General features: G+C 64.7%; 21 protein-coding genes. 7 read left to right on the top strand and 14 right to left on the bottom strand.

Going from position 1 to position 23,336, the window contains the following annotated elements:
- Positions 1-18: 18 nt before the first annotated feature.
- Positions 19-948 (bottom strand): LysR family transcriptional regulator, encoded by a 930-nt coding sequence (locus tag U5798_RS01880; RefSeq protein ID WP_124448268.1) that lies wholly within the window; start codon positions 946-948, stop codon positions 19-21.
- Between the two features lie 112 nt (positions 949-1,060).
- Between U5798_RS01880 and U5798_RS01885 the strand changes: the two genes are divergently transcribed.
- Genes U5798_RS01885 through U5798_RS01895 form a run of 3 tightly spaced genes read left to right on the top strand, consistent with a single transcriptional unit; the run spans position 1,061 to position 4,281 of the window.
- On the top strand, positions 1,061-2,233 hold the full coding sequence (locus U5798_RS01885; RefSeq protein WP_124448270.1) for an acyl-CoA dehydrogenase family protein: 1,173 nt from the start codon (positions 1,061-1,063) through the stop codon (positions 2,231-2,233).
- Positions 2,234-2,235: 2 nt separating this feature from the next.
- On the top strand, positions 2,236-3,426 hold the full coding sequence (locus tag U5798_RS01890) for a CaiB/BaiF CoA transferase family protein (protein ID WP_124448272.1): 1,191 nt from the start codon (positions 2,236-2,238) through the stop codon (positions 3,424-3,426).
- Positions 3,427-3,429: 3 nt separating this feature from the next.
- Positions 3,430-4,281: an HpcH/HpaI aldolase/citrate lyase family protein gene (locus tag U5798_RS01895; protein ID WP_124448274.1), complete on the top strand. Its 852-nt coding sequence runs from the start codon at positions 3,430-3,432 to the stop codon at positions 4,279-4,281.
- 443 nt (positions 4,282-4,724) lie between these two features.
- Here the strand turns inward: U5798_RS01895 and U5798_RS01900 are convergent, their stop codons facing one another.
- The 7 genes from U5798_RS01900 to rhaM all read right to left on the bottom strand — a co-directional run bounded on the left by U5798_RS01900 (position 4,725) and on the right by rhaM (position 13,404).
- Positions 4,725-7,295: an alpha-L-rhamnosidase C-terminal domain-containing protein gene (locus U5798_RS01900; protein WP_185658108.1), complete on the bottom strand. Its 2,571-nt coding sequence runs from the start codon at positions 7,293-7,295 to the stop codon at positions 4,725-4,727.
- A gap of 150 nt (positions 7,296-7,445) precedes the next feature.
- Positions 7,446-8,453 (bottom strand): rhamnose ABC transporter substrate-binding protein, encoded by a 1,008-nt coding sequence (gene rhaS / locus U5798_RS01905; protein WP_124448278.1) that lies wholly within the window; start codon positions 8,451-8,453, stop codon positions 7,446-7,448.
- A gap of 81 nt (positions 8,454-8,534) precedes the next feature.
- Entirely contained in the window at positions 8,535-9,536 is a 1,002-nt protein-coding gene (locus tag U5798_RS01910; RefSeq protein WP_124448280.1) for an ABC transporter permease, read from the bottom strand.
- Positions 9,529-10,494 carry an ABC transporter permease gene (locus tag U5798_RS01915; RefSeq protein WP_409364411.1) on the bottom strand — a complete coding sequence of 322 codons (966 nt, stop codon included), beginning with the start codon at positions 10,492-10,494 and terminating at the stop codon, positions 9,529-9,531. The genes U5798_RS01910 and U5798_RS01915 overlap by 8 nt, the downstream gene beginning before the upstream one ends.
- A gap of 77 nt (positions 10,495-10,571) precedes the next feature.
- Positions 10,572-12,107 (bottom strand): sugar ABC transporter ATP-binding protein, encoded by a 1,536-nt coding sequence (locus U5798_RS01920; protein ID WP_322080995.1) that lies wholly within the window; start codon positions 12,105-12,107, stop codon positions 10,572-10,574.
- Positions 12,108-12,169: 62 nt separating this feature from the next.
- The gene (locus U5798_RS01925) at positions 12,170-13,069 is read right to left on the bottom strand and encodes an amidohydrolase family protein (RefSeq protein WP_124448284.1); all 900 of its coding nucleotides are present in this window, start codon (positions 13,067-13,069) and stop codon (positions 12,170-12,172) included.
- A gap of 20 nt (positions 13,070-13,089) precedes the next feature.
- Positions 13,090-13,404, bottom strand: coding sequence for an L-rhamnose mutarotase (gene rhaM / locus U5798_RS01930; protein ID WP_060210706.1), 315 nt, complete (start codon positions 13,402-13,404; stop codon positions 13,090-13,092).
- Positions 13,405-13,537: 133 nt separating this feature from the next.
- Between rhaM and U5798_RS01935 the strand changes: the two genes are divergently transcribed.
- A complete protein-coding gene (locus tag U5798_RS01935; RefSeq protein WP_124448835.1) occupies positions 13,538-14,482 on the top strand; it encodes a LysR family transcriptional regulator in 945 nt (314 codons plus the stop codon).
- A 29-nt stretch (positions 14,483-14,511) separates the two neighbouring features.
- Here the strand turns inward: U5798_RS01935 and U5798_RS01940 are convergent, their stop codons facing one another.
- The 6 genes from U5798_RS01940 to U5798_RS01965 all read right to left on the bottom strand — a co-directional run bounded on the left by U5798_RS01940 (position 14,512) and on the right by U5798_RS01965 (position 20,401).
- Positions 14,512-15,294, bottom strand: coding sequence for an SDR family NAD(P)-dependent oxidoreductase (locus U5798_RS01940; protein ID WP_012363568.1), 783 nt, complete (start codon positions 15,292-15,294; stop codon positions 14,512-14,514).
- A 20-nt stretch (positions 15,295-15,314) separates the two neighbouring features.
- Positions 15,315-16,493, bottom strand: a complete 1,179-nt coding sequence (rhmD, locus tag U5798_RS01945) for an L-rhamnonate dehydratase (protein WP_124448286.1) — start codon at positions 16,491-16,493, stop codon at positions 15,315-15,317.
- Between the two features lie 30 nt (positions 16,494-16,523).
- On the bottom strand, positions 16,524-17,852 hold the full coding sequence (locus U5798_RS01950; protein WP_322080996.1) for an MFS transporter: 1,329 nt from the start codon (positions 17,850-17,852) through the stop codon (positions 16,524-16,526).
- 76 nt (positions 17,853-17,928) lie between these two features.
- Positions 17,929-18,681 (bottom strand): SDR family NAD(P)-dependent oxidoreductase, encoded by a 753-nt coding sequence (locus tag U5798_RS01955; RefSeq protein WP_124448290.1) that lies wholly within the window; start codon positions 18,679-18,681, stop codon positions 17,929-17,931.
- Positions 18,678-19,541, bottom strand: a complete 864-nt coding sequence (locus tag U5798_RS01960; protein ID WP_124448292.1) for a fumarylacetoacetate hydrolase family protein — start codon at positions 19,539-19,541, stop codon at positions 18,678-18,680. The genes U5798_RS01955 and U5798_RS01960 overlap by 4 nt, the downstream gene beginning before the upstream one ends.
- A 248-nt stretch (positions 19,542-19,789) precedes the next feature.
- Positions 19,790-20,401: a TetR/AcrR family transcriptional regulator gene (locus U5798_RS01965; RefSeq protein ID WP_124448294.1), complete on the bottom strand. Its 612-nt coding sequence runs from the start codon at positions 20,399-20,401 to the stop codon at positions 19,790-19,792.
- Between the two features lie 95 nt (positions 20,402-20,496).
- On the opposite strand from U5798_RS01965, the gene U5798_RS01970 reads away from it, so the two are divergent.
- Genes U5798_RS01970 through U5798_RS01980 form a run of 3 tightly spaced genes read left to right on the top strand, consistent with a single transcriptional unit; the run spans position 20,497 to position 23,307 of the window.
- A complete protein-coding gene (locus U5798_RS01970) occupies positions 20,497-21,417 on the top strand; it encodes an alpha/beta hydrolase (RefSeq protein WP_124448296.1) in 921 nt (306 codons plus the stop codon).
- Positions 21,404-22,273, top strand: a complete 870-nt coding sequence (locus U5798_RS01975; protein WP_124448298.1) for an SDR family NAD(P)-dependent oxidoreductase — start codon at positions 21,404-21,406, stop codon at positions 22,271-22,273. The genes U5798_RS01970 and U5798_RS01975 overlap by 14 nt, the downstream gene beginning before the upstream one ends.
- Complete coding sequence (locus U5798_RS01980; RefSeq protein WP_322080997.1) at positions 22,270-23,307, top strand: SDR family NAD(P)-dependent oxidoreductase; 1,038 nt, start codon at positions 22,270-22,272, stop codon at positions 23,305-23,307. The genes U5798_RS01975 and U5798_RS01980 overlap by 4 nt, the downstream gene beginning before the upstream one ends.
- Positions 23,308-23,336 lie beyond the last annotated feature (29 nt).

A 23,336-nucleotide genomic window follows, 5' to 3' on the forward strand; every position in this document is an offset into this window, starting at 1 on the left:
GCGGTGTGTCCGGCAGCCCTAGCCGAGCCAGCGCGCGTCGGGCCAGTGGCCCTGTTCGAACGTGGTCTTCACGCAGTCGAGCAGCACGCCGACCACGCAACGAACCGGCGCGGTGGCCTGCCGGCTGCTGGGCGCCGCCAGCACGATCGTGCGCCGCAGCCCCGGCGGCGCGAGCGGCGCCGCGCTCAGCGTGCGCTGCTCGATCTCCTGCGTGACGGCGACGGCCGGCAGGATCGTCCACCCGTGACCTTGCGCGACCAGTTCCTTCTGCACGCTCAGCGCATTGGTTTCGGCCACCACCCGCAACGTCACGTCGGCCTCGGCCGCCGCGTGCTCGATCGCCGCACGCAGGCCCTGCGGCGCGGACGGCAGGATGAACGCCTCGTTCGCGACGCGCGACAGCGCGACTGGCCGCTTGCGCGCCAGACGCGCCGACGGTGCTGCCACGGCCCACAGGCTTTCCTCGATCAGCGCCTTGACGTGCAGCGCAGGCGTTTCCTTCTGCCCGTACAGCAGCGCGGCATCCACGTCGCCGGCTTCGAGCCAGTCCTGCAGGTGCCCCGCGTAGCCGATCGTGAGCCGCAGGCGGATGTGCGGATAGCGTCGCGCGACCTCGCCCGCCAGCCGCGTGGCCAGCAGATCCGACGTGCTGGCCAGCAGACCGATGCTCACGATGCCCGCGACGGGACCGTCGGTCGGCTGGATCTCGGCCTTGGCGCGCGCCACTTCGTTGAGGATGCGCCGCGCGTATTCGAGCATCGTCTTGCCCGACGGCGTGAGCTGCATCCCGTTACGGCTGCGGTCGAACAGCTCGGTGCCCATGTCTTCCTCGAGCAGGCGCAACTGGCGCGACACAGCGGGCTGCACGAGATTCAGCAGGCTCGACGCGCGCGTGACGTTGCCGGTTTCCGCGACGGTGACGAACGCGCGCAGTTGCTTCAGATCCATCGCAGGGTCCTCGATACCGAAAACTGATCCATCGATCAAAAAATTCTATTTTTTGGCGAATCCATCAAAACTTATTATGGACCGCGACGATGCCAGTGACGAGACAGGATTGATGAGCGCTTCCGTTTTTTCCGCCCCCGACCAGCACCAGGCCATCCGCGACGCGGTGCGCGGCCTGTGCAACCAGTTTCCGGCCGAATACCACCGCAGGATCGACGAGGCCCGCGGGTATCCCGAGGCATTCGTCGACGCCCTCACGCGGGCCGGCTGGCTCGCCGCGCTGATTCCGCAGGAATACGGCGGCCCCGGCCTGTCGATGGCCGAGGCATCCGTCATCATGGAGGAGATCAACCGCTCCGGCGGCAACTCGGGCGCGTGCCACGGCCAGATGTACGTGATGAACACGATCGTGTTCAGCGGTACGGATGCGCAGAAGCAGCGCTATCTGCCGCGCATCGCGTCGGGCGAACTGCGTGTGCAGTCGATGGGCGTGACCGAGCCGACCACCGGCAGCGACACGACCAGGCTCCAGACCACGGCCGTGAAGAAAGACGGCCGTTGGGTCGTCAACGGCCAGAAGGTATGGATCTCGCGCGTCCAGCACAGCGACCTGCTGATCCTGCTCGCGCGCACCACGCCGCTGGACCGGGTGCAGAAGAAGAGCGAGGGCCTGTCGTGTTTCATCGTCGAGCTGGACCAGGCAATCGGCAACGGCCTCACGGTGCGGCCGATCCCCAACATGGTCAATCACGAGACCAACGAATTGTTCTTCGACGACATGGAGCTGCCGGAAGACGCGTTGCTGGGCACCGAAGGCAAGGGGCTGAAGGTGATCTTCGACGGCCTGAACGCAGAGCGCACGCTGATCGCGGCCGAGTGCATCGGCGACGGCTACTGGTTCCTGGAGAAGGCGCGCGACTACGCGGTCGAGCGCAAGGTGTTCGGCCGCCCGATCGGGCAGAACCAGGGGATCCAGTTTCCGCTGGCCGAGTCGTTCATCGAGCTGGAAGCGGCGAACCTGATGCGCTGGCGCGCGTGCGAGAAGATCGATGCGCGCCGGAACGCGGCGGTCGAGGCCAACATGGCCAAGTACCTGGCCGCGAAGGCGAGCTGGGAGGCCGCCAACGCGTGCCTGCAGACGCATGGCGGCTTCGGCTTCGCATGCGAATACGACGTGGAGCGCAAGTTCCGCGAAACACGCCTGTACCAGGTCGCACCGATCTCCACCAACATGATTCTCGGGCATGTGGCCGAGCACGTGCTGGAACTTCCCCGTTCCTACTGACCATGCAAGCACGCAAAGGCCCCCTGAGCGGAATGACCGTCGTCGCGCTCGAACATGCGATCGCCGCCCCCTTCTGCACGCGCCAGCTCGCCGACCTCGGCGCGCGCGTGATCAAGGTGGAGCGCCCGGGTGTCGGCGATTTCGCGCGCGCCTACGATCAACGGACCCGCGGCCTCGCGTCGCATTTCGTCTGGACCAACCGGTCGAAGGAAAGCCTGACGCTCAACCTGAAGCAGCCCGCCGCGCAGGACGTGCTCGGCGAACTCGTGGCCCAGGCCGACGTGCTCGTGCAGAACCTGGCGCCCGGCGCGGCCGCGCGCATGGGCCTGTCGTTCGACGCGCTGCACGCGCGATACCCGCGCCTCGTCGTCTGCGACATCTCCGGCTATGGCAGCGACGGCCCCTATCGCGACAAGAAAGCCTACGACCTGCTGATCCAGAGCGAGGCCGCGTTCCTGTCGATTACCGGTACGCCCGACGAGCCCTGCAAGGCCGGCGTGTCGATCGCGGACATCGCGGCCGGCATGTATGCGTACACGGGCATACTCAGCGCGCTGCTGCAGCGCGGCCTCACGGGCGAAGGCTCGCACGTCGAAATCTCGATGCTCGAAGCGCTCGGCGAGTGGATGGGCTTCCCGATGTACTACGCGTATGACGGCCAGCAGCAGCCGGGCCGCAGCGGCGCGGCGCACGCGACCATCTATCCGTACGGCCCGTTCACGGCCGGCGACGGCCGCGTGGTGATGCTGGGCCTGCAGAACGAGCGCGAGTGGAAGGTGTTCTGCGATGCCGTGCTGCGCGACCCGGCGCTGGCGACCGACCCGCGCTTCGACGCCAACGTGCGCCGCTCGGAACACCGCACCGAACTGAAGGCCGTGATCGAAGCGGCATTTGCCGGCCTCACCGCGCAGGAAGTCATTGCACGCCTGGACGACGCGCAGATCGCCAATGCAGCCGTCAACCAGGTGGGCGATCTGTGGGCGCACCCGCAACTGCATGCGCGCCAGCGGTTTCGCACCGTCGATTCGCCCGCCGGCGAACTGCAGGCGCTGCTGCCGCCCGCCACGCTCGACAGCTTCGACGTGCGCATGGCCCCGGTGCCGGCGCTCGGCGAACACACCACGACCATTCTCCGCGCGCTCGGGCGCACCGATGCCGATATCGAACAATTGCGTGCCGCCGGCGCGATCTGAGCCATGTCCACGGTCTCTCTCCCCGTCCAGCACGCCCGCAGTCTCCTGTTCGTGCCGGCCACCCGGCCCGAACGCTTTGCGAAGGCGCTCGATTCGGGCGCCGACTGCATCGTCGTCGACCTCGAGGATGCGGTCGGCATCGACAGCAAGGACGACGCACGCGCGCGACTCGCGCAGCACCTGCCGCGGCTGACTTCGGCACAGCGCTCGCGCACCGTCGTGCGCGTGAACGCCGTCGGTACGCCGTGGCACGACGCGGATATCGCGCTGCTGCGCGACTGGATGCCGCAACGCGTTGCCGTGATGCTGCCGAAGTCGGAAGACCCGGACGCGCTGCGCGCCGTCGCCGCGCAGCTCGGTGATGAAGCGTGCATCGTCGCGCTGATCGAGTCGCTGGCCGGGCTCGATGCAGCGGATGCGCTGGCGCGCGATCCGCAGGTCGTGCGCCTGGCATTCGGCCACCTGGATTTCCAGCTCGACCTCGGCATGCGCGCGTCGCCCGACGAGCCGGAACTGGCCTTTGCACGCAATGCGCTCGTGGCCGCGTCGCGCCGTGCCCGGCTACCCGCGCCGATCGACGGCGTGACCGTTCGCACCGACGATGCCGTGCAGCTCGCGGCCGACGCCCGGCGCGCACGCGCGTTCGGCTTCGGCGGCAAGCTGTGCATTCACCCGACGCAGGTCGCCGTCGTGAACGACGCGATGGGTTATTCGGACACCGAACAGGCGTGGGCACGCCGCGTGATCGACGAAGCCGGGAAGCACGGCGGAGCGGTGTTCAACCTGGACGGCCGCATGGTCGATCTTCCGGTGATCCGGGCGGCCGAGGCCATTGTCGCGAGCATGCGGAAGTAAGTGCAATTTTCCGAACGATGGATGACGGCCGTCATCCATCGATGCCCGCTGACCGCCGCTCCGCTTTCGTCTGAACCGCCCTGGCAGACGGCCGGCCGCGTCATCTGAAGCTGGGAAAGAAGCGCCAGAGCACCTGCGGGCTCTGGATAAAAAATCGTCGGCAAGAACACATGCTCCGAGTGATCGCCTTGATTTTCGGGTGCAGGGAGAGTGAGGTAGTACCGCACGGTTGCTGCTCACCAGTAAGCCCCTGTTTGGGCGACTCGCCAGCATTCTAGAAATCCGATCTACGCCTTCGGGAATGTGGAGGTGCCCAACCGGGCATCCTCCGCCGAGCGGCATGTTGCAACGTCACCGTATCGATCCATCGACCAGGCAAGCGACCTCACTTCGGACGCACGGCACTTTTGCGAGGCGTCACGCGTCCCGGAGCCGATCCTGGTTCAGCCAGGTTTGCCCACCAAAATTCGGTAGCGTCCAGCCCGTAAATTGCCGAGATAAGCATAGCCGCTCCGACGATTGACGCCTTGCGGGCCGCCAGACGACACGTCGGCTTGCACGGTGCGCCCGTTGACGACCATCGTGCGACGCCCCTCTCCAACAGGAACGCCAACCGCCCCGGTCGTGCCAGGCGGCACGACGACCGTCAGTTCGAAGTCGACTCCCGAAGTCCGCCACTCGACTTCGATCCCGCCGTAAGGCGTCGGCACCCTCCCCCGCGCCCAGCGCACATCGCCCGGCTGGGGTTCGACGAGCCACGATCGATAGCCGGCCGAGAGTGGCCGCACACCGAGTACGTATTTCGACAATGCCGACGTCGGCCCTGACGACCAGCCGTGCGCGAGGCTTGCGTAGGTGTTGCCGGCGTCGGCAGGCGGAACGGGCGTGCCGTCAGGCGCGATCGCTTCCCAGGTCGCACCGCTGTAGTAAGGACTGCCGGCTCGCATATGCCCCCATACGGTGCGAATGATCGACAGTGCGCCTCCCGCATCGCCGGCTTCAAACCGCGCGGCAACGTCGAAACTGGAAACGAACGGGCTGATGATCTGGCTGAGAAGCGGCGGCGTCCGGTAATCAGGCGAAAATGCGAGCGGACCGTTGACGGTGGAAAGCGCAGTGCGCATCTTGCCGAGAATCGTCGCCCACCTGTCCCGCGGCGCAATACCGTAAAGCACCGCCAATGCATTTGCATCCTGGGCGACCGGACCGCGAATCTGGTCGCTGATGACGTACAGACCGCTACCGGAATCGTAGAGCGTCGTGTTGACCGCCCCACGCACGCGGGCTGCCTGCGCATCGTAGTCGCGCTGGGCGCCAAGGTCGGCCACGGCCGCGGCGAGCTTCGCCCCGCCACGCAGCGCACCGTAATACAGGGTGTTGAACTCCGTCACCGTCCCGGTCAACTTCGACGCATCGTGCGGGTGCCAGTCCGCTGAATTCGACGCATCCGTCACGATCAGGCCATTCGCATTGGTCAGACCGCGCAAATAGTCGAACGAACGGCGCACTGCTGCCCAATTCGAACGCACGAAGTCGAGATCGCCCGTGTACAGGTAATAGTCGTACAAGGTCGTCAGGAAATAGATCGAATAGGACAGCGAGTAATAGTACGCATCGGGCATTGCATCCGCGCGCGCCACGCCGGCTGCCAGTTGCGGCGGAAGATCGCCGGGGAACATGCCGTTCGATCGCTGATAGGCGGCAGCCAGCCCCAGGGAGCCGGCAACGGCGTCGGTCGCACCGGTCGAGTAGTAAATCGTGGGCGCGCTCACGGCCAGGTCGCCACTCCACACGTACCGGTCACGCTTCGCACCGTCGAGAATCGCGGCAAAGCGGTTCGTTCCCGCGGCGAAGGCGTCGAGGACAGCCGGATCCGTCAGCTTCGCATCGAGCAACGTACCGCCTGCGCCGGTAATCTTCAGGTTGCGGAACAGCCCTGCGCTGCCGTCGTATCCCGCGAAGCCGAATGAGCCCGGTGAAGGTATGGGTGCGTCGAGCACGAGCCGGTCGTCCACATAAACCTGCACGGCGCTTCCTGCCACGGTCTTCACGTGATGCCACGTGCCACGCTTGAGTTCGAACGGCAACGCGACCTGGGCCAGCGTGCCCGCCACGAAAGGATGCGTGAGCCGAAGCGTATTCGGGGTCCCGATAGCATCGTCGCTCGCGGCAAGTACCAGCCTGAATCCGCCGCTCGGACTCGCGCCGACCATCCAGCCAGCCTCGTTCTCCAGCACCTGGACGTCGAACTCCGCGGTGTAGCCGGTCCATTTCGTCCCGGCCTGGTAGATCGAGAATGTGCTGTCCCTGACGACCAGACCTTGGGGCGTCACGGTCCAGGTAGGCGGCAAGCTGCGTGCCGGAACCGTACCCAGCTCGACCGTGCGCGCCCCCAGATCCCAAATCTCGTTCAACGCCGGATCGCTGGACGTGAAATAGCCGGCGCGCTTTTGGGGTGCGGGGACGAGCGGACGGATACCCACGCGAGACAGCGTCACGCTGCCCGGCTGGGTCAGCCGGATGACCTGAAAGCGCTCTCCGCCCTGAACCAGGCGACTCACGATCAGCCCTGGGCCGCTCGGTCGATACGTGTTCACGCGCGACAGGCTCACCGCCCCGCCATTGCCGACGAAAGATACGTTGAACTCGGCGCCGTCCGGATAGGAGCCGTCTCCATTCGCGCCGAGGTACTGTTGGGCTTCCGCATAGACCGCCTGCAGCGCGGGACGCCCGGACACCGAGTTCACCAGGAACACCGGCAGACCACCGACCACTCGCCCGTAGTCCAGCGTGATGGTCGGAGACGGACCGCCCGGCGCCATCGTCAATGTCGTCGAGCCGCCCGTGGTCAACGCGTCGGCGTTGGCCACGTTACCCGCCGTGCTGATGACGCGAACCGGACGAATCAACTCGCCATCGGTGGTTTGCGCCATCACGCACGCGGGTCCGAATACCCAGACCGACACGGCAACGACCCATCCGCGCATGCCTTGAAACAGCGCCTGTCTGTTCATATTTGATTGATAGTTCGAAGATGCTGCGTTGAATGCGCGGGACCGGGTCGCGACGTGCGCGGCGTGGCCGCGAATGCGCAACACGGGATGCGTGAGCCGTGTCCCGCGGGACACCCCGCCCGACATCAGGCGGGGTCGCGGAGCTTGGGATCAGAAGTTGAATTGATCGATGTTGGACGCATCGAACGTCGTGGGCGGCCCGAGGATCACTTCTCCGCTCTTGCCGATCGTGCGCTTGCCAAGCTTGCCGGCCTCGAAACTCTCGCCTTCCTTGCCGGAGATCGCACCCGATGCGAGATTGGCGGCAGCATAGGCGGCGAGGTAGCCCAATTGGCCCGGATCCCAGAGCTGGAACGCCTTGACCGTGCCGTTCTTCACGAAGGCTCGCATCTGGTTCGGCGTGCCGAGCCCCGTCACCGCCACCTTGCCCTTGCTCGACGACGTCGAGATATAGCGTGCGGCGGCGGCGATACCGACCGAGGTCGGCGACACGATCGCCTTCAGGTTCGGGTAGGCCTGCAGCAAGCCCTGGGTTTCGACAAACGACTTCTGGTCGTCGTCATTGCCATATGCGATCTTGACGAGCTTCATCTTCGCGTATTCCGGCTTCTTCAATTCCTCCTGCATCCATTTGATCCAGGTGTTCTGGTTGGTGGCATTCGGCGTTGCCGACAGAATCGCGAACTCGCCCTCCCCGCCCATCAGCTTCGCGACGAGCTGGATCTGCCCGCGGCCGATACTCTCGGCGTTGGCCTGGTTGACGAAAACATTGCGGCCATCCGCCGCCGTGTCGGAATCGAACGTGACGACCTTGATGCCCTGCGACATCGCGCGCTTCAGATACGGCACGACCGCATTGGGATCGTTTGCCGCGATCACGATCGCATTCTGTCGCTGCGTAATCAGCGTATTGACATACTGAACCTGCGACGACGCGCCCGCGTCCGAAGGGCCGACCACCTTTCCGTCACCCTTGAACTCCTTGATGGCCGCCATCCCGCCTTCGTCGGCAATGACCTCGTACGGGTTGTTGATCTGCTTCGGCACGAACGCGATCTTCAGGCCGTCCTTCACGCCGGTTGCACCGGCGACACCCCCGACTCCGAACAACAGGCCGCAAACCGCGACGGTCGTCGCAATGCGCAGTGTCTTGATCATGCTACGTCTCCTATGAATCGCCGGGCCGCCCGCCCGGCGTTGTTGATATGCGTTGGGTTCACACTCGGCACACGGTGCCGTTCAATGTGCGATCGCGCGTCGCGCTCTGCGTGCCCGCCAGCCTGCGACGAGATTCGGAATCAGAACGGAAGACAGCAGCAACACGCCGGTGACGATCGTCAAGGTCTCGCTCGAGACGTCGACGAGCGTGAGCGCGTTCTTCAGGACACCGATAATCAGCAGCGACAGCAACACGCCGTACAACGAGCCGCGTCCGCCGAAGATACTCACGCCGCCGAACAACACGGCAGCGATGACAGCCAATTCGAACCCCTCGCCGTTGTCGCCGCGCGCGCTCGTAAAGCGGAGCGTGTAGACGATGCCCGCGATCGCGCTCATCACCCCCGACAACACGAACAGCTTCAGCTTCGTCTTCTTGACATCGATGCCCGAAAAAGCGGCCGCCTGGTTGTTGGATCCAATCGCATACAGGCTGCGACCCAATGCCGTCGCCTGCAGCAAAACGGTAAACAGCACGGCAGCGACGATGACGATGACGAATGGGTCGGGAATGAATGTCGCGCCTATCGTGCTCATCCCGAACGACGTGTAAGCCGCCGGGAAATCCGCAATCGCCTGGTCGCCGAGCAGCACGTATGCAAGGCCGCGAAACAGCGCGAGCGTACCGATGGTCACCGCCAGCGATGGCAGCCCGAAGCGGACGATCACCCAGCCATTGAAGAACCCGGCAAGCGCACCGCCAGCGAGCACCAGAATGATGACGACCGGCATCGGCAGGCCGAGATGCCAGAGCCCACCCATCAGCGCGCTCGATGCACCGAGGATCGACGCGACCGACAGGTCGATCTCGCCCGTCACGACAATCAGCGTCATCGTCAGCGCCATCAGCGAGATTTCGGTGATGTCGAGCAGGATGTTGGTCAAGTTGGCCACGTCGAGAAAGACCGGCGACAGCACGCGTGCCATCACCAGCGACGCTGCGAGTATGACGGCCAGCAGGACTTCCCAGCTCAGGGCAGTGGCGGATCGGCGGGCCGAAACCGCCGTGGATCGATTAACCATGGTCGCGTTTCCTCATCATGCGTTTTGCAATGGAGCGGGCGAGCAGCGTATCGGCGGCGACGGCCACCACGATCAGTGCGCCCTGGATCGCCTGCTCCCAGAACGGCGAGACGTGAAGCACCGCGAGCGCGATGCTGATGACACCGAGCACGACCGCGCCAAGCGTCGCGCCCAGGATCGTGCCGACGCCGCCATTGATGGCCACGCTGCCGACCACAGCTGCCGCGACCACCTGGAGTTCGATGCCCTTGCCCGTACTGGCATCGACCGTGCCGAAGCGTGCGAGCCAAAGTGCGCCGGCGAAGCCCGCGATCGCGCCGGAGATCATGAAGCCGGTCATGACTCGCCGATCGACCCGTATGCCGGCCAGCCGCGCCGCCTCCGGATTGGAACCGATCGCGTAATGCTCGCGCCCGCCGCGAAACTGCTTCAGATAGATCGACAATCCGGCAAGGACGGCGGCGGCAACCAGCGCCAGGACCGGAATGCCCAGGACCGAGCCGGTTGCAAGCCGCGAGAACGCATCGGGCAGGCTCGTGGCGTTGATCTGACCGCCGTGGACCCACGCATAGTCTGCACCACGAAAGATGTAGAGCGTCGACAGCGTCGCGACCAATGACGGGACGCGGCCGATGGCGACCAGACCGGCATTGATCGCACCTGCCGCCAGTCCGATGGCGAGCCCCGCCGCCAGCGCGACCGGTACCGGCATGGCCGGATACGCGACATAAAGGGCACCGACGCCATACGCGCTGATGCCGACCACCGAGCCGATCGACAGGTCGATGTGCCGCATCAGCATCACGACCGTCATGCCTGCGGTCAGCAGACCGACGATCGACACGTTCAGCAGCACGTCCCGCAGGTTCTGCATGCTGAGAAACTGCGGCCGGGCAAGTGCCGTGCATGCGACCAGCGCCACCAGGACGACGAACAATGTCGCCTCGCGGCGCCTCATGACCGCAGACAATCCGCCAGCCAGTGTCCCACGCCTCGGGAGGCGCCCTGTTCGATTCATCGTATTCGTTCCGCTTGTCATGCCGCCCGTCCCAGTTCGATATCGTCTTGCCCGAGCGCGGCCCGCATGATTCGCTCTTCGGTCGCGAACGCACGCGGAATCTCCGCGCTGATGCGACCTTCGTGCATCACGAGCACGCGGTCGGCCATGCCGAGCACTTCCGGCAGTTCGCTCGAAATCATCAGTACCGCCATGCCGTCCCTGACCAGCTCCGACAGCGCCCCATACACTTCCGCCTTCGCGCCGACATCGATGCCTCGCGTCGGCTCGTCGATGATCAGCACCTTCGGCCCCGTCGCCAGCCACTTGCCGAGCACCACCTTCTGCTGATTGCCGCCAGACAATGTGCCGACCGGCAACGTCAGGGCGCTCGCCTTCAGGCGCAAGCGCGCTCCCCACTCATGCGCGAGCACCACTTCACGCGCAGCGGAGATCAAACCGTACCGTGTCAGGCGGCCGAGCACCGTCATCGATGCGTTGCGCGCGATGCTGAGTTCCAGTGCGAGTCCTTGCTGACGCCGGTCTTCCGGAACCATCGCGAGCCCGGCCTTGATCGCCCGCCCGGGTTGACCGGGCGCGAGCACCTTGCCCGCCACGCGGATCTCGCCCGAATCGAGCGGGTCGATGCCGAAGATCGCGCGCGCCACCTCGCTGCGGCCGGCACCCACCAGGCCGGCCAGCGCGACGATTTCACCGGCGCGCACATCGAACGACACGTCCTTGAACACGCCGGTGCGCGTGAGTCCCCGCACCGCCAGCTTCACGTCGCCCGGCTCGACCTGCGCTTTCGGATAGAACGTCTCCAGATCGCGCCCCACCATCTTCGCGACGATGTCGGCCGTGGTCATGTCCGACGTGCGCGCGTCGAAAACCTTCGCGCCGTCCCGCATGATCGTCAGGTGCTGCGTCAACGCGAACACTTCCTCCAGACGGTGCGTGATGAACAGGATCGCCGCGCCCCGCTCGCGCAGCGTCCGCACGATCGCGAACAGTCGCTCGACTTCGGGAAGCGACAGCGCCGCGGTGGGCTCGTCCATGATCAGCACGTTTGCGTCGACCGACAGCGCCTTCGCGATCTCGATGACCTGCTGGTCCGCAATCGACAGGCCGCGCACCAGCTGCTGCGGTTTCAGGTTCACGCCCAGCGATACGAGCAACTCGGCCACTTCCCGGTGCATCGTGTCGTAATCGATGCGCCCGAACCGGTCGACGGGCTGCCGTCCCATGTAGATGTTTTCCGCGATCGACAGATCGAAGAAAAGCGTCGGCTCCTGATAAATCACCGCGATGCCGGCATCGCGCGCATCGGCCGGCGACGAAAATCGCCGCTCGGCTCCGTCGATGGTCAGCGTGCCCGTGTCGGGCGCATGGACGCCCGCGAGAATCTTCACGAGGGTCGATTTGCCTGCGCCGTTTTCGCCGAGCAGCGCGTGCACTTCGCCCGGCATCATCGCGAGGTTGCCGTCGATCAGCGCGCGCACCGCGCCGAACGACTTGCTGGCGCCGCTGAGCGCCAGCCGCGGCACGGCCGTGCCGCTTGAGGATGTCTGCACTGTTGTCTCCGTCGATATTGTCGTTGTGCGGCCGTCACGTGTTGCGGCGGCCGCCGTCACCGCTAGATTCGATAGATGCGCTCGGCGTTGGCGACGAACAATTGCCGGCGCTCGTCATCGCTCGCGCCTGCGACGATGCGCGCGTAGGCTTGCCACAACGCGTCGTACGAGCCGAACAGCCTGTCGACCGGAAAGTTCGACGCGAACATCGCACGCTCGATGCCGAAGGTATCCAGCGTCTCGAGCACATACGGACGCAGGCTTTCCACGGTCCAGTGATGATCGAACATCGCCAGCCCGCTGACCTTGACAGCCACGTTCGGGCACGCGGCCAGCGTTTTCAGACCCTCGCGCCATGCGCGATAGCCGGCGGGGCTGTCACGGTCGACGAACATTCCGGCGTGATTCAGCACGATCTGGATGTCCGGGTACATCCGCGCCAGCTGCGCCGCCTCGTCCATCTGCGATGGGTAGAGCTGCAAGTCGAACGACAGGCCGTATCGCGCAAGCAGTCCGAAGTTTTTCCGCCAGACCGGATCACGCAGGTAATGCCGTTGAACATAGCCGTACAGCGGGTTGTCATGCACGTTGAGGATCTGGCGAATACCGCGTATGTTTGCGAACGCAGCATGTCCGGCCAGCGTTGCCTCTACGTCGGATGCGCTCAGATCCGCCGCAGCGACGATGCCGTTCGGCCATCCGGCAGCACGGCCGTCGCCTGCATCGGCGAGCGCCTGCAGCCAGCGCGTCTCCTCGACCGGGTCGGCCGGATCGTGATTGGCCTCGACGTGCACGATCTTCACGATCTCGATCTCGCCCGCCTCGCTCAACAGATCATCGGGCAGGTAATCGTGCTTCAACAGCAGCGCATCGCCGACGAACGACGTTTCCGGATTCTCGAGCCACGGGTAGTGGTGCGTACCGGGCGACCAGAAATGCACATGGGGATCGATAACTTGCATGCTGCTTCTCCGTGTGCGGGTCAGGGAAGATAGAACATCGGGACCAGCGGTTTCTGTGCCGGTGCGCCGTCCGAACCGGTGGCCATGATGTCGGACATGAAGCCCCACCATTTGCGCATCACGTCGTCGGTCACGAGCTGGTCCATCCGGTGATCGCGCTCGCGCTTCAGCACGGCAAACAGATGGTTCGTCGCATCGTCGAGAAAAATCCAGTAGTCGCGAATGCCGGCCTCGTGAAGCGTGTCGACCAGCTCGGGCCAGATCTCCCGGTGGCGTCGCCTGTACTCCTCGCTCTGCCCGGGGTTCAGCACCATCCGGAAGGCGATCGTCTCCATGTTTGAATCTCCGTCGTGTCATGCCGTTTTTCGTGCGCCAGCGGCGTATGGCAGCGACTATAATTCCGCCACCGATAACAAACCAATCCGTATTCGTGATTGGGCGATCCACAAACCGAATCGCATTCCTCACATGAGTCCGCACGACGCCACCGTCTCTCTCATCAACCGCCTGAAGTTCAAGCACCTCGCGCTCCTCGTGGCGCTCGACGACACGCGCAACCTCCATCAGGCTGCGGACGAGATCAACGTCGCGCAACCGAGCGCGAGCCGCATGCTGGGCGATATCGAGGACGCATTCGGTTTCCGGCTGTTCGAGCGCAACGCCCGCGGCATGTCTCCTACCGCGCTGGGAGAGGTCGTGCTCACCTACGCTCGCCGCGCACTGTCCGACCTGACCCGCTTCGCCGAGGATCTGGACGCAAAGCGCCGCGGCGGGCACGGCCAGCTCACGGTCGGCGCGATCATGGGCGCCGCACCCGACGTACTGGCACTCGCCGTCGCCACGCTGAAAACCGAGCGCCCGCTCCTCAACATGCGGATCCTGGGCGAAACCAGCGATCAGATCGTTCAGCTCCTCTACCGACGCGATGTCGACCTTGCACTTGGCCGACTGACCGCATCGCTCCAGCACAACGACTTCAGCTTCGAGCCGCTCGCACGCGAGACGCTCGTGCTCGTCGTGCGCCCCCGACACCCGCTCGCCGACGTGTCCCGCGTGTCGCTCGACGAGCTCGTCGCATGGCCCTGGATCGCGCAGCCGGTCACGAGCCCCGCGCGCGCCATCCTGGAAGAGGAGCTTGCCCGCGCGAATCTGTCGACGCCGGCCAACATCACGGAATGCGGCTCGATCTTCGCCACCCTGCAGCTCGTCGGCACGTACGATGCCGTCGCAATGCTTCCCGAATCGGTCGTCCGCGACCACGTGCGCGCAAAGCTGCTCGTCGCACTGCCGATCGAGATCGGCAAGAGCCTGCCCGGCTACGGGATCCTCACACGCAAGGAGGAACCGCTGTCCGAGCCGGCGGTTCACTTCATTGCCCTGCTTCGCCGCTTCTCGCAGCCGATCGCGAACTGATCACGCGGGCCCCGAAGGCGGCCCTTCGCTCACTGCAGGTTCACGAACATCCCGCCATCGACCAGTAGCGCGGCACCCGTCACATAGCGTGCACGGTCGGACGCGAGGAACACCACGCAATCGGCAACGTCCTCGGGCTGCCCCAGCCTGCCGAGCGGGATGCGTTTCTCGAAATAGCGCCGCTTGTCTTCGTCCTCGAGATCCGCTGCGTTCAGATCGGTCGCGATCGTCCCCGGCATCACGGAATTGCAGCGAATACCGTACGGGCCGAGCGCGATCGCGCACGACTGCATCAACGAGTGCACGCCCGCCTTCGTCGGCGTGTAATGCGTCTGCATGCCGCCGCCCACGAGTGCGCTGATCGAACTGGTTGCGACGATCGCGCCGCCGGTTCCCTGCTCCTTCATCTGACGTGCGACCGCCTGCGTCACATAGAACGCACCGTTCAGGTTGACGCCGATCGTGCGCTCCAGGACCGACGGAGGCATGTCGAGAAACGCGTGAAACGGACAGATGCCGGCGTTGCTGGCCAGCACGTCGACCTTGCCGAACGCGTCGACCGCGTGGCGAACCAGGTCGATGCCGGTTTGCGGCAGCGCGACGTTGCCCTCGATCGCGATCGCGCGACGACCTGCGCGCTCGACTTCGGCGACGACTTCGGCAATGGCGGAGCGCCGCCCATACGACGCGTCGTTGTCGCCCCAGTAATTGACGACCACGTCCGCGCCTTCACGCGCGCTGGCGACGGCGATAGCCCGGCCGATGCCCCGCGAGCCCCCAGTGACGATGACGACCTTGTCTTCGAGCAGCACCTTGTTTCTCCTCGTTGCGTTCAATGCGTGTATGGACGAACCAGCGCGCACTCCGGATTGAGCCGCACGCCGAATCCCGGCCGGTCCGGCACCTTCATCCGCCCGTTGACCGGAACCGGTTCGTCGAGCAACAGCGGCGTGAACATCGGTACGACTTCGTCCGCGTTCGGTGCCATCATCAGGAACTCCGCGAACGGCGAATTGTGGCGCGTCACGACGAAATGGTAGCTGTACACCGATGAGCCGTGCGGTACCACCATCACGTTGTGCGCGTCCGCCAGCGCCGAAATCTTGATGAGCTCGGTAATCCCGCCGCACCAGCCGACGTCCGGCTGGATCAGGTCGCAACATCCCATTTCGAGCAGCATGCGGAAGCCCCACCGGGTCGCCTCATGCTCGCCCGTCGACACCATCATGCCGCGCGGAACGTTGCGCCGCAGTTCCGCATAGCCCCAGTAGTCGTCGGGCGGCAGGCATTCTTCGATCCACTTCAGACCGTATTCATGGGCGGCGTTGGCGAGGCGCGTCGCATAGCGCACGTCGAGGCTCATCCAGCAGTCGAACATCAGCCAGAAGTCGTCGCCGACGCGGTTGCGCATGTCGGCGAGTTTCTCCAGGTTCTTCCTGAGTCCTTCCTCGTTCTCGGCCGGACCGTGCTGCAACGGCATCTTGCCGCCGATGAAGCCCATCTGCTTCGCGAGATCCGGGCGAGCGCCGGTGGCGTAGAACATCAGCTCGTCGCGTACCGGGCCGCCGAGCAGCTGATAGACGGGTTCGCCACGCACCTTGCCGAGCAGATCCCACAACGCGAGATCGACGCCGGAGATCGTGTTGAGCACGACGCCCTTGCGCCCATAGTAGAGCGTCGCGTAATACATCTGGTCCCACATCGTCTCGATGTCGGTCACACACCGGCCCTCGAGGAAACGCGCGAGATGCCTTTCGACGATGAACGCGCCGATTTCGCCGCCCGTCGTGACCGCGAAGCCCACACTGCCGTCGCTCGCTTCGATCTCGACCACGAGCGTACCGAGGACGTTGATGCCGAACGACCGCCGGCTCTGACGGTATTCCGGGTAACGCGACATCGGCGTGGCGATGTGGTCGTCGATCCAGTGTCCGTCGTCCTGATCGTGATAATCCGCGCCGCCGCCGCGAACGGTGAACGCACGCACATGCTTGATGGTGGGCATGGCCATGAAGAATAAGCTCCGAATGTTTTGGCTGGGTTACCGCATGCGCTGGACAGGCGGTTTGAATGGATCGGCGGCAATGCCGACGGATCGACGCGGCACGATGACCGCAATCAGCAACGCCGCCAGCAAGCTGGCAAGCGCGAGAACCTGCAGCCCGGCCGCCCCTGCACCGAACCAACGATCGGCCGATGCGCGCAGCGTCGGTGCGATGAATCCGCCCAGGCTGCCGAGTGAATTGATGAGCGCGATCCCGCCCGCGGCGGCCGCCCCGGTCAGGTCTCGCGCGGGAAACGTCCAGAACAGCGGCTGGGCGGCAATGAAGCCGCTCGCGGCCGCGCACAGCCCGGCGAGCGCGACGAGTGGCGCAGGCGCAATGCCCGACAGCGCAATGCCGGCGGCGGCACACACGAGCATGACGATCGCCCAGCGCCGATGTCCGCTCGAGCGCTCCGCCAGGCGCGGTACCCACCATGCGGCGCCCAGCGCGCATAACCACGGCACTGCGGTGACCAGCCCGACTTCGAAGCCGACACGTCGGCCGAGCAATGCACCGACTTGTTGCGGCAGAAAGAAGATGACGCCATACACGCTCATCTGGATCAACGCATAGATGGCCGCATAAGCCAGCACACGCGCGTTCGTCATGGCAGCCATCACGCTGCGTGGGCCATGTTGCGTCGCGATCTTCGCATCCTGCTCGATCGCGTCGACCAGCACGCGGCGAGCCGGCACACCGAGCCATTGCGCGTCGGCCGGCGCATCGTCGAGATAGCGAAGCGCCCATACCCCGACCAGCGACGCCAGCCCGCCCTCCACGATGAACATCCAGCGCCAGCCGGCCAGGCCGAATGCGCCATGGAGATCCAGCAACAACCCCGACAAGGGCGCGCCGAAGATGAACGCCAACGGCGCGCCGAAATAGAACACGCCGATCGCGCGGGCACGTGCCGATTGCGGAAACCAGTTCGTCAGGTAATAAATGATCCCCGGGAAGAACCCTGCTTCGGCAACGCCCAGCAGAAAACGCAATACGTAAAAGGTGGTTGCGCTGTTCGTGAACGCCATTCCCGCCGACACGAGCCCCCATGTGACCATGATCCGGCACATCCAGATTCGCGCCCCGACCCGATGCATGATCAGGTTGCTCGGTACCTCGAGCAGCGCGTAGCCGACGAAGAACACGCCTGCGCCAAAAGCGAATGCCGCATGGGACAGGCCGGCATCGCGTTGCAGTGCGTGCTGGGCAAAGCCGACATTCGTCCGGTCGAGAAATGCGAGGACATACATCAGCAACAGGAACGGCAGCAACCTCCGCATGACCCTGCCGACCGTCTGCTCGACAGTGGGTTGCGTCGCGTGCATCGTGGTGTCTCCTTGTCCGGGCGGTCGCTCCGCCCTGTATCGTGCGACCCGCTTGGCGCGGGTCGACTACCGTCGATCAATAGGTGGCGCGACCGCCCGACAGGTCGAATACGGCCCCGGTGCTGAATGCGCAATCCTCGGACGCGAGCCACAGGATCAGCGAAGCAGCCTCTTCCGGCATCAGGAAGCGGTTCATCGGTATCTTCGACAGCATGTAGTCGATATGCTGCTGCGACATCGAGTCGAAGATCTCGGTCTTCGCTGCCGCGGGCGTGACTGCATTCACGAGGATGCCGCGGGTCGCCAGCTCCTTGCCGAGCGATTTCGTGAGGCCGATCAGGCCGGCCTTCGAGGCGCTGTAGTGCGATGCGTTCGGATTGCCTTCCTTGCCGGCCACCGATGCGATGTTGACGATGCGGCCGTAGCCCTTCTCGAGCATTCGCGGCACCACGGCGCGGCAGGTCAGATACGAGCCGATCAGGTTCACGTCGATCACGCGGCGCCAGACCTCGGGCGGCAGTTCCCACGTCAGACCGTTGCCCCCCGTGATACCGGCGCTGTTGATCAGCACGTCGATCGCACCGTGCCGCTCGAACGTGGCCGTGGCCGCGGCGTCGACGGACGCTTCGTCGGTCAGTTCGACGATCACGGTCGACACGGTGCCGAGTTCCGACAGTTCGCGCTGGCTGCGTGCGAGCCGATCCCCGTCGACGTCCCACAACGACACCGCCGCACCGGAGCGCAGCGCGCGCTGCGCGACCGCATAGCCGATGCCGCGCGCGCCGCCCGTGATCACGACCACACGGCCGCTCAATTCGATCTGGTTCATCGCGCCTCCGGGATACGTGCGGCAACCGTGCGTTGCTGCTGCTCGCCAAGTCCGTCGATACCGAGCCGCATGGTCTGGCCCGCGCGAAGAAAGACCGGCTCCGGCTTCTGGCCCAACCCGACGCCGGGCGGCGTACCGGTGGAAATCACATCCCCCGGCTGCAGGCTCATGAACTGGCTGATATAGGAAACGAGCGTGGCGACGTCGAAGATCATCGTCCGCGTGCTGCCATCCTGGTAGCACTTGCCATCGACCTCGAGCCACAGGCGCAGCGACTGGGGATCGGGGATCTCGTCGCGCGTGACGAGCCACGGGCCGAGCGGGCCGAACGTGTCGCATCCCTTGCCCTTGTCCCACTGCCCGCCGCGCTCCAGCTGGTACGCGCGCTCGGATACGTCATTGACGACGCAGTAGCCGGCGACGTATTCCAGTGCGCGTTCGCGCGACACATAGCGAGCCTCGCGACCGATGACGACACCCAGTTCGACTTCCCAGTCGACCTTCTCCGCGCCAGGGGGGATCTCGACGTCGTCGTGCGCGCCGACGATCGCGCTCGTCGCCTTCATGAACAGTACCGGCTCCGTCGGGACGGCCATGTTCGACTCCGCGGCGTGATCCGAATAGTTCAGGCCGACGCAAATCATCTTGCCGACCCGGCCGACACACGGGCCGATCCGGACGTTGGCCGGTGCGAGCGGAAGCGACGCCGCATCGAGCGCCGCGAGGCGGCGCAAGTTCTCGTCGGAAAGTGCGTCCAACGCGATGTCTTCCACGTGACCCGACAGATCGCGAATTCGACCGTCCCCGTCAATGACGCCGGGTCGCTCATCGCCCGGCACACCAAAGCGCACCAACTTCATGCAACGTCTCCTCATGTGAATTGAATGTCCTCTGCAGGGCCCATGTTGAAGCCCCGGCAATAGCGGAACAATCCGAAATTCGCATGAAGCGATAGCCAAACCGAATCGATCGGTCAGCGCGGCCTTTCGGCGTCATGTAGCCGCTCGGCCGAGATGCCGTGCTTGGCAAAGGCAGCCAAGTTGAACGTCCGTCCTGGACGGAGTGACGCAGGGTTTCTGCAGGCGCCGAGTTGTCCGGACTCAACGCGTCAATCGCCCCGCCTCTTGATACCGCCGGTCAACAACGAGATCGCGGTACCCAGTAGATCGTCGATGTGATCGACATCCAGTCGAAGGCTGTCGGGGCGCCACATCAGGCTGATCACGCCATTCATCATTGCCCACAGCGCCGTCGACGCATGCTCCGGCTCGATGTCTGCATGCACCCACCCTTCGTCGATACCTCGGCTGATCAATGCGGCCAATTTGGCGTTTTGCTGCCTGATCAGGGCAGCAATGCGCGCGAGCGCTTCCGGCTCATTCGGTGGTTCGACAAGGATACGGAACTGGTGCGGGCGCTCCTTGGCGAACCGCGCGTACGCAGCTGCCACACAACGTAGTTTCGTCTCCACATCGCCATCGGATGCATAGGCCGCGTCCATGTACTCGCGGTTTTCCTCCAGCGCGCGCTCCGCCACGGCAATGAGCAACGCGGAACGGCCACCTACACGGTTATAGAGCGTCTGCACTGCAACATCCGCCCGGGTCGCAACCGCTTCAGGCGTAACCGCGTCCAGTCCGCCCTCCGTCAGCAAAGTCTCGGCGGCTTGCACGATCGCCAGGCGGGTCGCGGCTGCCCGGCGCTGAGTTCTGGATTCCATACGGGGTTTTCCCTCATTAATTGGAACGTATTGCAATCTTAGAATGCATTCCAACATTGGATTTCGATCTAGCATTTTACATCTTGGAGGGACACATGGCCGGGCGGACAAGTATCGAGTTCGTGGCTGGCGGCCGCGGAGAACATTGCCGTGGCTGGCTGTACGAACCTCGCGGGACAGGCCCGTTTCCTGTCATCGTGATGGCGCACGGGCTGGGCGGAATCAAGGAAATGCGGCTCGACGCCTATGCGCAGCGCTTTTGCGCGGACGGCTACGCGTGCGTCGTGTTCGACTATCGACATTTCGGCGCGAGCGACGGCTCCCCTCGCCAACTGCTAGATATCGATCGTCAACTGGAGGACTGGTCGGGTGCGATCGCTTTTGCACGCGGACACAGCAATCTCCGTCCGGATCAGGTGGTCCTGTGGGGAACATCCTTCGGCGGCGGTCATGTGATTCTTTCCGCAGCACGCGACCGGACGATTGCTGGTGCCATCGCGCAATGCCCGTTCACGGACGGGGTCGCGTCGTTGTTCGCGTTGAACTGGCGTAGCGCGCTCAAGGTCACCGCGCTCGCTCTGTGCGATGCAGTGCTATCCCTCGTCGGCGGGGCGCCGGTGATGGTGCCGACGGCGGGTCGGCCCGGTTCTGCCGCGTTGATGACCGCACCGGATGCCCTGGATGGTTATCTCGCGCTGGTACCTGACGGTACTGCATTTCGCAATCAGGTCGCAGCACGCTTCGGCCTGAACATCGTTCGGCACCGACCCGGTCGCAAAGCAGGCGACATTTCCTGTCCGATTCTGTTTTGCGTTTGCGAAGCCGACTCCGTCGCTCCGGCGGGGCCGACGAAACGGTACGCCCGGCGCGCGCCCCAAGGGGAAGTGCGCATGTATCGGGCCGGCCACTTCGACATCTATGTAGGCAAGGACTTCGAACAGGTGGTCGCCGACCAGCTGGCATTTCTCCACCGTCACGTTCCTACGAAGCAAGGAGGCACGCATGTCGACTTATAAGTTGGCGAACAAGGTGGTGGCCATTACCGGTTCCACCGGAGGCCTGGGATCGGCCCTGGCCGAAGCGCTGCATGCACGGGGCGCGCGTCTCGCACTTTTCGATCTGGAGGCAGACAGGCTCACGGCGCAAACTCGCGGCTTCGGCCACCCTTCCGACGTTCTTGGCTGGACTGCCGACGTCCGCGATTTCGAAAGCCTCGAAGCCGCCATGGCCAATGCGGCGCATCACTTCGGCCGGATCGATGTGGTCATCGCAAACGCGGGCATCGACACCATGGCCCCGATGGCCACCATCGACCCGGCCGCGTTTGATCGTGTCATCGACATCAACCTCAACGGCGTGTGGCGTACGTTCCGTGCCGGCTTGCCATTCGTCCAGCAACAGCGCGGCTACATGCTGGCGATTTCGTCAATGGCCGCGTTTGTGCATTCGCCGCTACAGGCGTCCTATACGGCCAGCAAAGCGGGCGTCTGGGCGATGTGCGACAGCATCCGTCTGGAGCTTCGTCATCTGGGTATCGGGGTCGGCAGCGCGCATCCGACGTTCTTCCCGACGCCGCTGATGGACGATGTCGTTGCCGATCCTGCCGGCCGGGCATTGTGGGGAGGCAACGATCGAGGCTTCTGGAAGATGATCCCGCGCGAGCAGGTCGTGCAGAACATCGTGGCAGGCATCGAGCGCCGCGCGGACATGATCGTCGTCCCGAAGATCAACACGATCGTGGCCAAGGCACCCGGCTTCTTCAGGCGCTTCGTCGAACGCACTGGCTTTCGCGGCGAGGACATCGAACGCGCCATCAGTCTCGCGTCGGCAACTGGCTGGAACGATTCGACCGCGCACGCCCCGGCGAAATGAATGGCAATCCGGTGGCCGCGGTAACCGATCGGCTCCGCAAGATAAGCGGAGCCGATGGCCCGGCATCCATCGCCCCTTGTTTGCGCAGCAATGGAAATCCAATGGCAGAGGAGCAGTACAAAGTGGCTTACGATCTTCAGGAAAAAGTCGTGCTTATCACGGGTGCTGCAGGCGGCATCGGCGCTGCGACCGCGCGTGCGTTGCATGCATGTGGTGCACGACTCGTTCTAACCGATGTGACGCAGGCTTCAGTGGACCGCCTCGCCGCGGAGTTTGACTCCGAGCGCACGCTCGCCCTGGCGCTCGATGTTACCGATGCTGCCGCCACCAAGGCGGTCGTGCAACACGCCGTCGACCGATTCGGTCGCCTCGACATTGCGTTCGCCAATGCGGGCATTTCATGGCACGATGTGCCCGCCACCGTGTACAGCTGCGATGAACAGGAGTTCGAACGAATCGTCGAGGTCGACCTGCTCGGCGTCTGGCGCACGATCAAGGCTGCCTTGCCGGAGATCGTGCGCAATCGAGGCCAGGTCCTGGTCACCGCGTCGGTCTATGCGTTCGTGAATGGCATGGTCAATGCGCCTTACGCAGCGTCCAAAGCCGGAGTCGAGATGCTCGCGCGTTCGCTGCGCGCCGAGCTAGGCGGCACCGGGTCCACCGCGAGCGTGCTCTATCCGGGATGGGTGGCTACAGCAATTGCCAAGGTCGGCTTTGGCGGAAATGCGCTAGCGACGAAATTGATTGAAAAAGGGTTTCCTGCACCGTTGCGGCGACCGATACAACCGGATGACGTCGCCAAGGCCGTCATCAAAGGGCTGCGAGCCCGCCAACCGCGCATCGTCGCCCCGTTCCGGTGGGCACCGCTTTCGTGGATGCGAGGGTTCTTCAACATCGTGACCGACTGGCATCTCGGGCGACAACACGAGATGCACGAGTTGATGCGTGAGCTTGAGCGCGGCCGAGATCGTCCAGCCGGGCCCGGTAAAAGGCGGGATGCAGCATCCGTTCCTGCGCCGGCGCCAAGGGCCTGAAGCCGTCACATTTCCGTCGGAGGGCATGA

The organism is Burkholderia sp. BCC1972 (assembly GCF_905339605.1).
GTDB lineage: Bacteria > Pseudomonadota > Gammaproteobacteria > Burkholderiales > Burkholderiaceae > Burkholderia.

What these genes read in the sequence shown, in the direction of transcription:
- U5798_RS01970 (WP_124448296.1), top strand. Translation starts at nt 20,497, where the DNA reads ATGGCCGGGCGGACAAGTATCGAGTTCGTGGCTGGCGGCCGCGGAGAA.
- U5798_RS01910 (WP_124448280.1), bottom strand. Translation starts at nt 9,536, where the DNA reads ATGGTTAATCGATCCACGGCGGTTTCGGCCCGCCGATCCGCCACTGCC.
- U5798_RS01915 (WP_409364411.1), bottom strand. Translation starts at nt 10,494, where the DNA reads ATGAGGCGCCGCGAGGCGACATTGTTCGTCGTCCTGGTGGCGCTGGTC.
- U5798_RS01950 (WP_322080996.1), bottom strand. Translation starts at nt 17,852, where the DNA reads ATGCACGCGACGCAACCCACTGTCGAGCAGACGGTCGGCAGGGTCATG.
- U5798_RS01890 (WP_124448272.1), top strand. Translation starts at nt 2,236, where the DNA reads ATGCAAGCACGCAAAGGCCCCCTGAGCGGAATGACCGTCGTCGCGCTC.
- U5798_RS01895 (WP_124448274.1), top strand. Translation starts at nt 3,430, where the DNA reads ATGTCCACGGTCTCTCTCCCCGTCCAGCACGCCCGCAGTCTCCTGTTC.
- U5798_RS01925 (WP_124448284.1), bottom strand. Translation starts at nt 13,069, where the DNA reads ATGCAAGTTATCGATCCCCATGTGCATTTCTGGTCGCCCGGTACGCAC.
- rhaM (WP_060210706.1), bottom strand. Translation starts at nt 13,404, where the DNA reads ATGGAGACGATCGCCTTCCGGATGGTGCTGAACCCCGGGCAGAGCGAG.
- rhaS (WP_124448278.1), bottom strand. Translation starts at nt 8,453, where the DNA reads ATGATCAAGACACTGCGCATTGCGACGACCGTCGCGGTTTGCGGCCTG.
- U5798_RS01955 (WP_124448290.1), bottom strand. Translation starts at nt 18,681, where the DNA reads ATGAACCAGATCGAATTGAGCGGCCGTGTGGTCGTGATCACGGGCGGC.
- U5798_RS01885 (WP_124448270.1), top strand. Translation starts at nt 1,061, where the DNA reads ATGAGCGCTTCCGTTTTTTCCGCCCCCGACCAGCACCAGGCCATCCGC.
- U5798_RS01980 (WP_322080997.1), top strand. Translation starts at nt 22,270, where the DNA reads ATGAATGGCAATCCGGTGGCCGCGGTAACCGATCGGCTCCGCAAGATA.
- U5798_RS01965 (WP_124448294.1), bottom strand. Translation starts at nt 20,401, where the DNA reads ATGGAATCCAGAACTCAGCGCCGGGCAGCCGCGACCCGCCTGGCGATC.
- U5798_RS01975 (WP_124448298.1), top strand. Translation starts at nt 21,404, where the DNA reads ATGTCGACTTATAAGTTGGCGAACAAGGTGGTGGCCATTACCGGTTCC.
- rhmD (WP_124448286.1), bottom strand. Translation starts at nt 16,493, where the DNA reads ATGGCCATGCCCACCATCAAGCATGTGCGTGCGTTCACCGTTCGCGGC.
- U5798_RS01935 (WP_124448835.1), top strand. Translation starts at nt 13,538, where the DNA reads ATGAGTCCGCACGACGCCACCGTCTCTCTCATCAACCGCCTGAAGTTC.
- U5798_RS01880 (WP_124448268.1), bottom strand. Translation starts at nt 948, where the DNA reads ATGGATCTGAAGCAACTGCGCGCGTTCGTCACCGTCGCGGAAACCGGC.
- U5798_RS01900 (WP_185658108.1), bottom strand. Translation starts at nt 7,295, where the DNA reads ATGAACAGACAGGCGCTGTTTCAAGGCATGCGCGGATGGGTCGTTGCC.
- U5798_RS01960 (WP_124448292.1), bottom strand. Translation starts at nt 19,541, where the DNA reads ATGAAGTTGGTGCGCTTTGGTGTGCCGGGCGATGAGCGACCCGGCGTC.